Source organism: Legionella rubrilucens (assembly GCF_001468125.1).
In the GTDB taxonomy this organism is placed as follows: Bacteria; Pseudomonadota; Gammaproteobacteria; order Legionellales; family Legionellaceae; genus Legionella_C; species Legionella_C rubrilucens.
Genome location: NZ_LNYT01000001.1, coordinates 122,128 through 137,076, shown reverse-complemented (window position 1 = coordinate 137,076; position 14,949 = coordinate 122,128). Strand labels below are relative to the sequence as shown.

Below are 14,949 nucleotides of genomic sequence, written 5' to 3'. Positions count from 1 at the left end.
TCCTGCCCGCGGAGGCGGGCAACCATTCGAAGCCCGGATGGGGAGGCTTGGTACTAAGCAGGCGATGGCTGTTATTGAGGCCTGTGCCCCTTCCCTGGATGCCCGCCTTCGCGGGCAAGACAAACCACCCTCTGTCCTGCCCGCGAAGGCGGGAGGCATAGGATGACCTTTACGTGTGGAGATCACCACCACTGCTTAATGGCGGCCAAATGTCCCCATGTTGCATCCCAGGCCATTCGTTTAACCTGTTTATGGGTTGTGAAATACTGTTTAAGGAACTGATTATTCTCCGAATTGCTGGCTAAAATAACCAGATTGGCGCAGCCCTCAACCGGTATGGAGACCATGTTGTACCCGAATTGCCGGTGCATCATTTCAAAAATGGGTCTTTGCTCCTGGCGGTTCGCCAAATTGACTGCGAGTATGCCATCCTTGCTTAAGCGGCTTTTGCATAAAGCAAAAAAGGTCTCATTGTTGCAATGCGGTGGAAAATGACTGGCATTAAATAAATCCACAATAATATGACGAAACACTCTTTGCGTGTGCTCAATAAAGTAAAACGCATCCTGATGAATGACTTCGAGATTGGGAATCGTTGACAGCATAAAGTATCGTGAGGCCACATCCACAATTTCCTGGCTGATTTCCACCGCAGTGATTTTAAATGAACTCAAAAAAGGAGAGAGAGCGTGGGCCGCTCCGGCGCCGCCAAGCCCCATTATGCAGCAATGATCGGGAAACTGCTTCGCCATGAACAGTAAGGGCTTGATGTAATGCAGGGCAGGGCTTTCCGGGTAATGTTTGTTAATCAGGGTTTGGATGGCTTTGCTTTCAAATTTCAGCCATCTAAAGATCATGTTCTCATAAACGCGGGTGCCGGTCTGGCTTTGATAAATGCAACGGCCGGCAAACGTTTTCCAAATCATGATGGGAACGACTCGCATTGAAAAGGATAAAGGCTTCCTAATTGCAAAATCTGCGTTAATTCATCCAGTGCGGTTAAGCATTCATTGAGGAATTGCGGATCCACCAAATCACTTGTTTGAAGGCAGGTACGGTAATGCTTCATCACCCATTGCTGCAGGGTGGCTAAAAGCGGTTCAGTGATAACAACCCCCTGATGCATGGCTGCCAATTCCCTGTCTGTCAAGGGTGCGCGCAAGCGCAGGCAAGCGGGTCCGCCGCCATTTCGCATGCTTTGTTTCACATCAAGAAAATGAAGATGGCGAATAGGGTTTAAGGGATCATTAACCCTTTGTTCGAGTGCGTTCCTGACCCGTTCATTGTTTTCACATTCCTTAGGCGCGACAATGGCCATGGACTTGTCGGGCAGGGTGAGCAGTTGCGAATTGAACAGGTAAGAACTCACGGCGTCTTCAAGGGTAACCTCATCGCGTTTGAATTCGATGATTTGCATCTCAAAATCCGCCTTGCGTCGAAGCTCGTCATAAACCTGCGCCTGTTCGGTGAACGCCTCTTCATGCACGAGAAAGACCGATTCATTGGCTACACTGATGACATCATTGTGAAAAACCCCCTGATCAATAGCCTCAGGGTTTTGACGAGCGTACACGACTTTGGCTGGATCCAGTTGATGGGAGCGGGCAATCGCATGAGAGGCCTCAAGCGTCTGACGCGCGGGGTAATGGGTGGGCGCGCTTAATGGCTTTCCCATAGCCTGTTTGCCATAAACAAACAGGTTAATGGCTGCCGTATTGTGTCGTTTACAAAGCCGGTTATGGTTGGCCGCGCCCTCATCGCTGGTAATCAGGCTTGGCGGCAAGGGCGGATGATGTCTAAAATAAGCCTCGTGATGAAAAAGCCGCTTAAGCAGCAGGCTTGAAAAGGGCGCTTCCTGATGGCGGTGTAAGTTACTGATTAAATTGGCAGCAGTAAAATGAACTTTATTGTCGTCTGTGTCAAGGCTCGAGGATACCGTCGCAGCATTGGCCGCCCACATGCTTGAGGCTGAGAAGGCGGCGCTCAGGAGTTGCGGCGCTTCTTTATAGGCCTTGCTGATTTGTTGAGTGGGGTTACCCCGAAAACCCAATTGGTGCAATAAATGCAGATTGGGCCGTTGATGCGGTGGCAACAGGGCCTGCTTGAGACCTAACTGGTGAAGAAATCGCATTTTCTTGAGACCCTGCAGAGCCGCAGCCTGCGGATTGGCTGCCGTTTGAGCATTAGCCATGGAGGCAATGTTGCCCTCAGCGAGCCCTGCGTAATGATGGGTTGGGCCGACCAACCCGTCAAGATTTAATTCGAAAACATCCACTCTGATTTCCTTAATAACCCAATGTCAAATCAATACCGGGCAATAATTGCGCTGGCGGTTGCAGTTTCTCCTGCTCTTGACTCGCAATGGGGTAACTGCAGTAATCGGCGGCAAAATAGGCGCTGGGACGATGATTGCCGCTTAAGCCAATGCCGCCGAAAGGCAGGTTGCTGGCTGCCCCGGTGGTAGGCTTATTCCAGTTAATTAAACCGGCGCGAACGTGTTGATAAAATTGCTGATAATGTGCGGCGTTATCGCTGAGCAACCCCGCAGCCAGCCCATAACGGGTTTGATTGGCGAGATACAGGGCCTCATCAAAATCATGATAGCGGTAAACCTGCGCCAGGGGCGCAAAAATCTCAATGTCTTCTGGATGGCTAACGCGAGTCATCTCGATAAGCCCTGGTGATAATAATCCACTTTCATCTTTAAGCAGGGTCATGGGCAATAAGGCATTACCTCCTGACTGAAGCAGCTTCTTCTGGGCCTGCAAATGATGCAAAGCATGGTCATAACTGATTACCGGTCCCATAAAAGGCTCAGGCTGTTCTGTCCAGGCACCCACACGGAGACGTTGAGCGGCGGCTAAAAGTTTGGCAAGAAAGCGGTCACCCACTGCATTTTGAGCAATGATGAGCCGTCGTGCGCAGGTGCAACGTTGGCCAGAGGTTATAAACGATGAAAGCAGCGTCTGATAAACCGCCGCATCCACATCTTCTACCTCATCAATGATTAGCGGATTATTACCGCCCATCTCAAGGGCGATGATCACTTCAGGGCGTTCGGCAAAATGCTGATTGATTCGTTTACCAGTTGGATAACTTCCAGTGAAATAAACCCCCTGGATATCCGTATCCAGTAGCGCTTTTCCCGTTGCCGCATCACCCTGGACGCAGTTAATGACCCCGGCAGGAATGCCTGTGGCATGCCAGCACTCCATGATTACTTCAGCGACCAGCGGGGTCAACTCACTGGGTTTTAAAATGACAGTATTGCCTGCCAGAAGGGCCGGAACAATATGGCCATTGCTAAGATGCGCTGGAAAATTAAAAGGTCCAAGCACGGCTACGACGCCATGAGGTTTATAACGCAGGCAGGATTTGCTGTCGCTGGCAGAGGTAATTTTTTCGGCGTTTCGCTCCTGATGCGCCTGAATGGAGAGGTTGATTTTGCCAATGACTGCCGTGACTTCGGTCAATGCTTCCCACAACGGTTTGCCATTGTCCATGGCGATGATTTTTGCCAGTTCATCACCCCGTTTTCCTACTTCGTTGGCAAACTCCTTGAGGTAAATGATGCGTTCTTCAACCGGACGTGTGCTCCACGAGGCGAATGCCGCATGAGCCGCCTCAGCGGCCTGATTGATTTCTGCGGAAGAGGCGGCCTTGCCTTTCCACAGGATTTCATTGGTGGCCGGGTTTTTAGAAACAAAGGCCATACCGGAGCCTTCATGCCAGTGGCCGGCAATGTAATGTTTGCCAGAGTGTTGTTGTCTGTTCATCGTTTTCCTTTTAAAAGGGTACGGCTTCAATCAGCGGGGCTGCACGAATCGTGTCACCGTGACGGACTTTTAGTAATTCAGCCGTGGGCTTGCTTAGAATGCAGGTATTGTTTGCTTCGTTAAAAATCATCTGACTGATCGTCGCGCGAAAATCAAGTTTTGTATTGGAAAGCAGATAATGACTGCTGCTGACCTCATCGCTTAAATTCTTAATGGTCATGACGCGGCTGACGGCAACCGTACGAATCTGATTGATTGGCGCTTCAATGGTTGGTCCGGCATCAAAAATATCCACATAGGAATTATAGCGGAATCCTTCGCGCAAGAGGATATTCATGGCGGGTACAGTCGATTGGTGCGGCTGACCAATGGCAGCTTGCGCGGCAGGCGACAGCAGTTTAATGTAGATGGGATTTCGCGGCATCAAATCAGCAATGAATTGCTTATTGGTTGAAATGGTCAGGCGATCCGCATCAGGAAAGGGCATGTGAAAAAAATGCCTGCCGACGTTGTCCCAGAAGGGAGAATGACCGAGGTCATCTGAAATCCCTCGCATTTCGGCAATAATGGTCGGTGCGAAGCGCTCCGGGTGCTCTGCAATAAATAAAAAACGCGCCCGGGAAAGCAGAAGGCCATTATGGTTTTTGCGATGCTCCGGCTGCAAAAACAGCGTGCATATTTCACTTTTTCCCTGGTTATCATTGACCAGACTTAAAACTTCGTAATCGCTGCGGATATTGAGTGAATGGCAAATCCGTGTCCGCTTCGATACTTTGTATGAATAAAAGGGTAATTCATGTCCAGTGGAAGCCTCAATGGCAGAGGTACCCACGACTTCGCCCGTGGCCGGGTGTTCAAGCACAAAAAAGTAATATTCATCGTGAGGATGCTGAATGACCCTTTTGAAGGAATCACATGACCATTGCAGCCGCTTTTGTAGCAGTTCTTTGTCTTTCGGCAGGGTTGTCATGCCGATGCCGCTCAATTTGGCGAGCGAGTAGATGGCGTCAAGATCGCCTGAATTTGCGCTGCGAAACAACATCATGAGGCCAACTCCTCAAGCCCCCCTGAGGCCAGATCATACAGTAAAAGGGCGCTTAAGGCGGCTCGTTCCGGTAAGCTATCCAGAATGATGTATTCTTCCGGACTGTGGATGTGGCCGCCTCTTACACCCAACGTATCAATAACCGGTAAGCCATGTTCAGCCAGGTTATTGCCATCGCAGCAACCGCCGCTGTCCTGCCAGTCAATTGTGAGACCGAGGCGCATGCCGACCTGCTGAATGCGTTGAAACAGACGCTCGGTGCCTCTGCAGACCCGTTTCACCGGACGGCCAAAATGCCCCTGGATGTTCAACGTGTAATCTGCTTGTTGCTGCTGCCTAAGAATCTGGTTAAGTTGTTCTTTTACCCAAAACTCATCTTCAGGACGTGCAATACGGACATCGAGCTTCGCCACCGCTTTGGCAGGCACTACATTCAAAGCTTCACCACCGGCAATTTTACCGACGTTAATGGTTACACCGTCTCGTTGGCCATTGAGCTGATGGATGGCAAGGACTGCTTCGGCAAGGTAGGCAATGGCATTGCGGCCCTCGTTAAAGGCTCGACCGACATGGGCCTCCCGGCCTGTGGCAATCACGGTCAATTTACCGCTCCCACGCCGATTTTTTGCCAGCGTGCCCTGGGGCGTCATCGCTGGTTCATAAATTAATCCTGCCTGGTAATTACCGGCAATACGCTCAAAAACGGCGCTTGATGCCGGCGACCCCACTTCTTCGTCGCTGTTGATGAGCACATCCCAGCCCAGGGTTTCAGACACGTTACTTTTTTCAAAAGCAGCCAAAGCATGCAGCATGACAATCAAGCCGCCTTTCATGTCTGCAACACCCGGCCCGCAGATACGGTTGGAGTCAATGTAATTTAATTTCTGAAAAGGGTGATTAGCACCATAAACCGTATCCATGTGGCCTGTCAGCAGGATGCGCCGTTTCATGGACGGCCGTTTACGGATGAACAGGGCCTTTCCACAGTGTTCCGTCACCGTATCACCATTCATATTGATGCTGGTAACCGACGGCAAAGTCAGCGAGTCAATCTGATCAGCCAGCGGTGCAAAGGCCTGATTTAAAACCTCATGCATGCGTTGCAGACCATCAAGATTAGTGGTTCCTGAATTGATTTCGCAAAAGTGGTGCAGCTGCTCAAGCATGGTTAAATTACTGCCCTGTAATGAGTAAACCAATTCCTCGAGTGCTTTATTCATAATGTAAGTCCCGCTACAAAGATATGACATTAGCTTAAATTATAGGTCTTAGCAACCGGGCGGGGATAGGGGCGTTTCAGGAGGGCTAATCAGGATTCAATAATGAGGGTGCTGCTGCTGTGATGATCCACTTCGGCTTGAACTTCTGAGTTTTCTGCCAGCTGTTTGAGCTCTTCTCTTAATAATACAGTCTGTGACATATCGTTAGTCAGATCGTTCATGACCTGCGTTTGGGAATCTCGGTTTAAAGCATTGAGTCCAGTGCGGAAGGTTGCCCAGCCGGATGCCATGGTATGATCCGCATACCCTAAGGTGAGGACAAACAGCAGACTGCCGATGAATGATTTTAACAATCCCGCCAGAATATACAGTCTGGGGTAATTCACGGTTAAGTCGTTCGCCAATGTTTTATAGCGGTGTATTCTGTCTGCTGAAGGCGACTTGATGAGGCTCAGCGTGTCACTGGTTGTTTCCAGCAGCAGGCGCTGGCCGCTGAACCCTATGTTGGCCTGAATTTTAATGTTGTCAAGGATGGCAATACCTTTGTCCAGAATTTCCTCAGGTTTGTTGAAGCCAATGAACAATTTTTCCGGTTGTTGTTTAAGTGCTTTTAATTCATCGATGCTTTCTTGAATGCGTCTCGCCAGCAAGCCGCTGACCCGTTCATGCGGGCAATTCAGATCCCGCCATTGAATGAGCCAGTATTTGCGCGGGTTTAAAACGATATCCTGATAATTGGCATTCACATACGCATCAATGGTGTTCCAGATGAGATTTAATTGATGATTCAGTCCTCGTCCTTTCACCATGGCTGCCGCGGCATGCAGATTTTCTTCGAATTTTTCGCGGGACATTGGTGAGTCCGTTTTAAATGATTTGATAAGGTTATAGTAAGCGGAAGCGACACCGCCTCTGTCAATGGCGTCTTTGCAGGTAAAGTTAATTCCCCGGGGTTTCAGTTGGGTAATGAGATACTCAGGTAAGACTGATTTATTAAAATGAAACCAGACAGCCTGGCATTCAGCCGGGGAAATGCTTAATGTAGTAATTTTAAGTTGTCTGAAACTCTCTTTAAGAAGATTCCTGATGATGGATTCCTCAGTTTTCTTACTGTAAACCCCGTCCTGCGTGAAAACCAACCGCCTTATTTTGTCGCTGATATGGAAATCCTGAATGGCTGACTGGGCTTTATTGTTCTCACAAGCGATATTGACAAACTCTTCAAACACACCCAGGAGAGGGTATTCGCCCTCGGTGTAGCGATATTGGTCGGCAGCCATAATTCCCTTGTCCGCAGGAAGCGTAATGACTGCAATATTGGGATGTCTCTCTTCCAGTCCGTGCAGGACACAGGTTAAGTCGACTTCTTTAATCCCTTCATTGTCATCCCGATGCAGACCCAACAGATTAAAATAGATGTGCGATATGACTAGCGGTTTTCCTGCACGCAGGCATCGAACCCGCTGAACGTCTAGCCAGACTTCAAATAACGGACTCACCCGGGCGATTTCATTATGCCGTTGGCCCTGGGTACCAAAGCGGTATTCAATGGGATCATTAGGTCCCTTGAAATCAAAATGGCGAATGGTGGCTAGGCTGGTGGTGTGTTGTGGCTTAAAATTGCTGCCGTAGGTGGCAGTAAAACGACCCTTCAGCGAACCCATCGTGGCGGGCGTCAGGCCCGGGTTGATGATTGGGCCTCTGTCTTGTAATTGAGAGGATATTTTTTTCTCAAGCTTTTTAGAGTCAGAAGGGCGGTGCGTCGAAATGGTATGTTCAATGTGTTGATAGGTTTTCGGCAGAAGGTGGCTGTCATTCGAATAAATGCAAAGAATAAATTGTTCCATGTCATGGATTTGCTTTTTTAGCGCCTCATGGCTTTTTTCAAAGGCTTCAAGCATCATGCCGTGACTGGACTGGGAGGATGGCGGATTGCTTTCTCCCTGCTTTTTTCTAACCTTTATTTCTTCACGGTAAAGGGTATTCAGGGGGTCGATTATCAATTTGTTTAAATGATTTTCAATGTACTCCAGGAAGTCCTTGTAAAGGATGCCATAGGCAATGGTTTTATTGTAGGCGCCGGAGAGCAGGCTCAGCCGTTTGGCTAAATCGGGTTTGAATTTATTAAGCAGGGATGCAGGGATCTTGCTGTAAATAATCTGCAAATAGGCAAAACAATTCTCATTATGCAGCATGTCGCTGCTGATGGGTGTACTGGAAGCTGTTTTTCCTATGGGCATGTGTTAATAAACCATTTGAAATCTAGCCTATTATACTATGAATGAATGCCATTTGGAATACTTGGTGGGCACTTTGATTTATTAGTGTTCAAGTGAATGCAGCTGTCAATGGCATGGTTTTTAGGAGTATAATCCCTGACTTTAAGGAATAAGGTAACAGGGCCATGCGTGACTTAATCGAAAAAACCCACTTAAAATGGCATGACACCCTGGACAGAGCACTTGATTGCATGAACCCGGATTACCTCCGGCAATTGCAGCAGGAGGCCGATTGGTTGCCGGGCAATGAAAAACTGTTTGCTGCATTTAACCGTCCACCGGAGTGCATGAAATTTCTTCTGTTAGGGGAATCGCCTTATCCGCGTCCGCAATCGGCCAATGGTTATGCTTTCTGGGATAATGCCGTTGGCCCCCTCTTCAGCGACAGGGGATTAAGCCTTGAAGTTAACCGCGCTACCTCTTTGCGTAATCTGATAAAAATGCTTCTGGTGGCCAGAGGTGATTTGCAGGAGGATTGTTCGCAAACCGCCATTGCCCGTCTTGATAAGAGTCAATACATCCAGACAGCGCAGGCGTTATTTAATGGCATGATGGAACGAGGGTTCCTGTTATTGAATGCCTCGCTGGTTTACCGCGACAATCAGGTTCCCTATCATTCGAAACAATGGCAGCCCTTTATGAACAGTCTGTTTAACCAGTTGGCCCAATCGCATCCGCATATTCAACTGGTGTTATTCGGCAAGATTGCGGCTCAGGTGAAAAATGCCGAGCGCTTTTCTTGCCTTGTTGCAGAACACCCCTATAATCTCAGTTTTATTAACAACCCGGATGTTTTAGCCTTTTTTAAACCATTGGACTTATTGAGTTGCCATGAAAGACACAGTTGACCAACAGGAAATTGCCAAATTTGCCAGTCTTGCCGAGCAGTGGTGGGATAAGGATGGGCCGCTTAAAACCCTGCACGACATCAATCCTGCCCGTTTAGCCTTTATTGAGCAGTATGTAAATCTCAGTGGTTTGCGTGTTCTGGACGTGGGATGTGGCGGGGGCATTCTTAGTGAGGCTATGGCCCTTCTGGGGGCTCAGGTGACCGGGCTGGATGCCGAAGAAGACAGTATTGCCACAGCGCGCCGGCATGCAGAACAGAGCCAGTTAACCGTGCACTATGTTTCAAGCGCGATTGAGGAGTACGATGACGATTTGTTTGACGTGATAACCTGCATGGAAATGCTTGAGCATGTGAAACACCCTGAAGAAGTTATCCGTCATTGTGCGAGATTGCTGAAACCAGGCGGCTTTCTTTTTTTGTCGACAATAAACCGCACGTTAAAAGCGTATGTTGCAGCGATAGTGGCTGCGGAGTATCTGTTAGGATTATTGCCAAGACAAACCCATGACTACGATAAATTCATCAAGCCCAGTGAACTGGCCGCAATGGCAAGGCATGCCGGATTGGAGATCAAGGGATTAAAAGGCATTGATTACCATCCTTTTGCCCGCAGTTCGGGCCTTAAGGATTCGGTTGATGTGAATTATTTATTATCCTGCTTCAAGCCCTGATTCTTTTTCTCAGCATAGCGTTGCTGGTAACGTTGATGGGCATACTTGGCCTGATCCTCCGTCACGACATCCACTTCATTGCCGTACAAATCGATTCTTGCGGTCTGAGGTTTTTGACAATTGAGATAGGCCGGTGAGGAACTGTAATAGCTTAGGGCTTCCCGTAAGGATTTTTTACTGAAAGGCGGAGAGTCCAGTCGATCATAAAAATCGACGATTTCATCAAAAATACCAATTTGTAAGGGTTTAACCTGATTGGCCTTTTTAAAAAAAGCATTAGGAAAATGCTCTATCAGCCAGTCAATAATAACCAGTTTTTCTTTTTTAGCGCTTTCGACTTGTTGATTCATGATCCTGCTCTGTTAAGGCTTGCGAAGTGAGTATTAAACTATCGCATCATTTTAGCCTTTGGCAAATGGAAATGCGAGAGTTTGCCAGGTGATTTTCAGTTGAAAGACAAATCGTTGCCGCTGCCTGCGGCAATAACAAACGGCTTGAAGTGACCGAAGTGTGAGTTCTCATCGTCTTGTCGTCTTAGTTTTGTGTAAGAAATATCTCAATCTCCCTGCGGATAACGGTCAATTGCGCCTGAGAAAGCGAGTTAATTTTTATTAACTTATTGAATAACAATATCAATTTTTTATTATGCGGATAAAAAAACGTGAGCGTTCTTCTGTAGACCGGCTTGCGTGGAGAAAGGGCACTTGCTACATTTCAATTAAGACTTCAAGGATAGAAGTCGCCACAAAAGGATTTGTAATTATAAGGAAATAATAAACACGGACCGTTTTTCAGAACATGATGTTCTGAATTGGAAGACTGCGAAAAGCCAGGGCACAGTGCCCTGGCTTTATTGTTTTAGGCCATGACATACCCTGAATGAGACAGGTAGTAATGATCCGGGTAGTAAGCAAACACCACTGAACCGCCTTTGATGGTGTTAATCACTGGTCTCGCCAGCGTTTTGGCAATGGATGGGCATCCCCAGCTGCGTCCTGCACGTCCGGCGCGTTTAATGAAATCCGGCTCAACGTACCAGGCTCCATGAATAACGACGCGGCGGCTGTAAGCATTGTCGTTAAATCCTCTTTCAAGCCCCTGAAGATTCAAAGACAGTCCTTTCGAACCGTAATAGGTGTCGCGAGTCACATAAGTCCCCAGACTGGTTTCCTTGCTGGATGGACGGTTAGAGAAATGGTGGGGAACATCCATGCCGGAGTTCTTACCGTGAGCCACATAGGTGTTGTATAATAGACGCTCTTTGCGTAAATCGAATATCCACATTCTTTGCTTGTAAGAAGGCAGAGAATAGTCGATGACTGTCAGGACCGGTTTTTTAACAGCGCCTTTGGCGGATGCTTTTTTATAAGCGCTTAATGCCATTTTTAATACTTTTTTGTTAAGCTGCGGCGCTTTACGGCTTAAGTGTTGCAACTGAATGTTGGTGTCCACATTCACTTTAGTTGCCGGTGCGGCAACGTGAGCGCTGCCGGAAAACAGGGCGGCAGACAAAAAACTAAGAATACTCATAATGCTCCTTTTTTCTAATTAGAATTTCGAATCAAGGTTGTCAAAGGACGGCTGATTATATTGACAACCCGGGTAAATGTAAAATTTTTAGGACTAATATTTACCATTTAGGAAAAAATCGCATCAATTCAAAGGGTTGTCGTTGCGCTCAGGCTTTAATTTGTTTTAAATAGATCTAATTTGTATAATATACGACCAAAAACAAGCCGCGAAAGGGTCTTTTTTTGTATAAAATTAGATCTTTTTTGCCATAATTAGATCAAAATTGACGCGCTAACAGGCCTTGTCGGCCAGGATTATTGTCCTATTTTTTACCTGTATCGCTGATGTTGGAGTTGCAAGAATCCGTTCCCAAGGCAAACATTCTGCATTATCATTCCCAGCTTATTAATGGCTTTATTCGGAGGCATAACATGCTTGAACGCTATTCATCACAACCACCTCAGGGAACCCGGGCACAGATCAATAAAGCCTATCGCATTGATGAACTCACCTTGATGAATGAGCTGATTCCCAGCGCGGCTTTGAGCGATGAGCAGATCATGGCTATTCGTAACCAGGCTACTCAACTGGTGGAGCAAGTGCGGTATGAACGTAAAAAGAGTACGGGTATTGATTCATTTTTGACAGAATATTCTTTATCCAGTGATGAAGGCATTGCGCTGATGTGTCTGGCAGAAGCCCTTTTACGGGTTCCGGACAATGCCACCATTGACAGCTTGATTAAAGATAAATTGACAGCGGCGGACTGGAAGGCCCATCGCGGGCAAAGCGACTCTTTTTTTGTCAATGCCACCACCTGGGCTTTGATGCTGACGGGTAAGGTATTAACGCCCGAATCGGCCGAATCGACCCTCAGTAAAGCCATTCTTCGTTTAATAAACCGCAGCGGCGAAGGCGTGGTGCGCAAAGCCGTGGACAAGGCCATGCGCATTATGAGCAAGCAGTTCGTGATGGGGCGCACCATCAGCGAGGCGCTGTCACGAGCACGTAAAAAGGAAAGCATCGGCTACCGTTATTCTTACGATATGTTGGGTGAAGCCGCATTAACCCGCGTGGATGCCGCGCGTTATTTTCAAGCCTATAAAGAAGCGATTGACACCATCGGCCGTCATGCAGACAAAAACATGACGATTTATCAGCGTCCGGGCATCTCGATTAAACTGTCTGCGCTGCATCCACGCTACAATGAATCACAGCGCGAACGCGTCATGAATGAATTGCCGCCTAAACTGTTAGCCCTGGCCCAGGCCGCCAAAAGTTATGATATTGCCATGACCATTGACGCGGAAGAATCTGAGCGTCTCGAATTGTCTCTGGATGTGATTGAGCAGGTGTTTTGTGATGATAGCCTGCACGGTTGGCACGGGTTTGGTATGGCGGTGCAGTCTTATCAGAAACGGGCCTTTTATTTGCTGGATTGGGTCGCGGAATTAGCGCGCCGTAAACAACGCCGCATGATGGTACGCCTGATTAAAGGAGCCTATTGGGACAGTGAAATCAAGAAAACCCAGATGCAGGGTCTATCCGGATACCCTGTGTTTACACGCAAGGTCTTTACTGATGTGTCCTTCCAGGCCTGCGCTAAAAAATTGCTGACCATGACCGATGCCATCTATCCGCAATTTGCGACGCATAATGCCTATTCAGTCGCGATGATCCTGAATATTGTCGGAAATTATCGCGATTTTGAATTTCAGTGCCTGCACGGTATGGGCAATGAATTGTATGAGCAGATTGTCCCTGCGAAGCGTCTTGGCATACCTTGTCGCATTTATGCGCCAGTAGGCAGCCACGAAGATCTACTGCCTTATTTAGTCAGAAGGCTGCTTGAGAACGGTGCTAACTCCTCGTTTGTGAACCGCATTGTCGATGAAAAAGCGCCCATCAGTACACTGGTTGAGGATCCTGTCAGCAAAGCCAATCAATTACTCGGCAAAATCAATCAGAATATCCCGCTGCCTTCCGCCATTTTTGCGCCTGAGCGGAAAAACTCCTCCGGGTTTGATTTTTCCGACAGAGAGGCTGTGGCTGCGCTGAAACAGCACTATGCGCAAATGGATTTATCACGTTGGCAGGCTAAACCATTAATTGCCGGGCGTGACGGCGGCCAGGTTGATCGAAGTGTGACGTCGCCGCAACATTCTGGGCGGCCAGTCGGGCGTGTCAGCGACGCAACCCGCGACGACATTGATTGGGCATTAGCGCAGGCGGAAGCGGCATTTCCTGCCTGGAGCACAAGACCTGTCAGTGAGCGTGCAGCCTGCCTTACCCGTTATGCGGATCTGTTGGAGGAAAACAGAGCGACGCTGTTAGCCATGGCTTGCCTTGAAGCAGGTAAGACCTGGAATGACGGCGTAGCCGAGGTGCGGGAAGCTATTGATTTTTGCCGTTATTATGCCGCCATGGCGACCAAATTAATGGCCAAGCCCCTTTCCCTTCATGGGTATACCGGCGAGATCAATGAGTTGAGTCTCCACGGACGAGGAACGGTGTTATGCATCAGTCCCTGGAATTTCCCGCTGGCCATTTTCACAGGTCAGGTGGTTGCTGCGTTAGTCACCGGCAATTGCGTCATTGCCAAACCGGCTGAACAGACCCCAATCATTGCCACCCTTGCTGTGCAGTTAATGCATCAGGCGGGGATTCCTGCTCCTGTCGTGCAATTGCTGCCGGGCACCGGGGAAAGTGTTGGCGCGCCGTTAGTCGCCGATAAACGCATTAAAGCGGTTTTGTTTACAGGTTCTACCCAAACCGCCAATCGTATTAATCAAACCTTAGCGACCCGTGGCGGTGAAATTATCCCGCTTATTGCCGAAACCGGCGGTCAGAATGCCATGATTGTTGATTCATCCGCGCTGCTTGAGCAGGTGGCTGTGGATGCGGTGACTTCTGCTTTCGGCAGCGCAGGTCAGCGTTGTTCGGCGCTCAGGGTCCTTTATGTTCAGGACGAGGTCTATCCACGCCTGGTTGAGTTACTGAAAGGTGCTATGGAAGAACTCCAAATTGGTGATCCCCGCTGGTTGTCAACGGACATTGGCCCTGTGATTGATAATGATGCCCTCGGGGTTTTAAAATCCCATGTCAACGCCATGATGAAGAATCATGAACTGATTTATCAATGCAGTCTTCCTGAAGAATGCAGCGAGGGTTATTTTATGCCCCCCACGGCTATCGCCATTGATTCGATTGCTTCCCTTGAAAAAGAAGTATTTGGGCCGATTCTGCATGTCATCCGTTACAAGCGTAAAGCGCTTGATCAGGTTATTCATGAAATCAATAACACGGGTTACGGTCTCACCTTGGGTATTCATAGCCGAATTAATCAAACGGTGGAATACATTCGCCAACGTGTTCATGCCGGTAACTGCTATGTCAACCGCAACATGATTGGGGCGGTTGTTGGTTTGCAACCGTTCGGCGGGGAAGGCTTGTCCGGCACAGGCCCTAAAGCTGGCGGTCCTTACTATCTGCTGCGTCTTTGCCACGAGCGGACCTACACCGTGGATACCACGGCCGCAGGGGGGAATGCCAGTCTGATGTCGTTGCCAGAAGGACTGTAGTTCAAGAATGGTTGG

General features: G+C 48.4%; 11 protein-coding genes. 3 read left to right on the top strand and 8 right to left on the bottom strand.

The annotated features are described in order from the left end of the window. Positions 1–182: 182 nt before the first annotated feature. The 6 genes from Lrub_RS00590 to Lrub_RS00565 all read right to left on the bottom strand — a co-directional run bounded on the left by Lrub_RS00590 (position 183) and on the right by Lrub_RS00565 (position 8,281). Entirely contained in the window at positions 183–926 is a 744-nt protein-coding gene (locus tag Lrub_RS00590) for a spermidine synthase (RefSeq protein ID WP_058530253.1), read from the bottom strand. After that, positions 923–2,275, bottom strand: coding sequence for an N-succinylarginine dihydrolase (astB, locus tag Lrub_RS00585; RefSeq protein ID WP_058530252.1), 1,353 nt, complete (start codon positions 2,273–2,275; stop codon positions 923–925). The genes Lrub_RS00590 and astB overlap by 4 nt, the downstream gene beginning before the upstream one ends. Before the next feature lie 10 nt (positions 2,276–2,285). Continuing rightward, the gene (gene astD, locus Lrub_RS00580; RefSeq protein WP_058530251.1) at positions 2,286–3,776 is read right to left on the bottom strand and encodes a succinylglutamate-semialdehyde dehydrogenase; all 1,491 of its coding nucleotides are present in this window, start codon (positions 3,774–3,776) and stop codon (positions 2,286–2,288) included. Between the two features lie 10 nt (positions 3,777–3,786). Beyond that, entirely contained in the window at positions 3,787–4,821 is a 1,035-nt protein-coding gene (locus Lrub_RS00575) for an arginine N-succinyltransferase (protein ID WP_058530250.1), read from the bottom strand. After that, positions 4,818–6,041: a hydrolase gene (locus tag Lrub_RS00570; protein ID WP_082651391.1), complete on the bottom strand. Its 1,224-nt coding sequence runs from the start codon at positions 6,039–6,041 to the stop codon at positions 4,818–4,820. The genes Lrub_RS00575 and Lrub_RS00570 overlap by 4 nt, the downstream gene beginning before the upstream one ends. An 89-nt stretch (positions 6,042–6,130) precedes the next feature. Then, on the bottom strand, positions 6,131–8,281 hold the full coding sequence (locus Lrub_RS00565) for a hypothetical protein (protein ID WP_058530249.1): 2,151 nt from the start codon (positions 8,279–8,281) through the stop codon (positions 6,131–6,133). A 164-nt stretch (positions 8,282–8,445) separates the two neighbouring features. Between Lrub_RS00565 and Lrub_RS00560 the strand changes: the two genes are divergently transcribed. Together Lrub_RS00560 and ubiG are read left to right on the top strand one after the other, a co-directional pair. Next, positions 8,446–9,168, top strand: a complete 723-nt coding sequence (locus Lrub_RS00560) for a uracil-DNA glycosylase family protein (RefSeq protein WP_058530248.1) — start codon at positions 8,446–8,448, stop codon at positions 9,166–9,168. After that, positions 9,152–9,841 (top strand): bifunctional 2-polyprenyl-6-hydroxyphenol methylase/3-demethylubiquinol 3-O-methyltransferase UbiG, encoded by a 690-nt coding sequence (ubiG, locus tag Lrub_RS00555; protein ID WP_058530247.1) that lies wholly within the window; start codon positions 9,152–9,154, stop codon positions 9,839–9,841. The genes Lrub_RS00560 and ubiG overlap by 17 nt, the downstream gene beginning before the upstream one ends. On the opposite strand, the gene Lrub_RS00550 is transcribed toward ubiG, so the two are convergent. Continuing rightward, complete coding sequence (locus Lrub_RS00550; RefSeq protein WP_058530246.1) at positions 9,814–10,191, bottom strand: ProQ/FINO family protein; 378 nt, start codon at positions 10,189–10,191, stop codon at positions 9,814–9,816. The two genes, ubiG and Lrub_RS00550, sit on opposite strands and share 28 nt — an antisense overlap. Positions 10,192–10,699: 508 nt before the next feature. Next, a complete protein-coding gene (locus Lrub_RS00545) occupies positions 10,700–11,374 on the bottom strand; it encodes a murein L,D-transpeptidase catalytic domain family protein (RefSeq protein ID WP_058530245.1) in 675 nt (224 codons plus the stop codon). 410 nt (positions 11,375–11,784) lie between these two features. Here Lrub_RS00545 and putA point away from each other — a divergent pair, with 410 nt between their 5' ends. Continuing rightward, positions 11,785–14,934 carry a bifunctional proline dehydrogenase/L-glutamate gamma-semialdehyde dehydrogenase PutA gene (gene putA, locus Lrub_RS00540; protein ID WP_058530262.1) on the top strand — a complete coding sequence of 1,050 codons (3,150 nt, stop codon included), beginning with the start codon at positions 11,785–11,787 and terminating at the stop codon, positions 14,932–14,934. Positions 14,935–14,949: the final 15 nt, after the last annotated feature.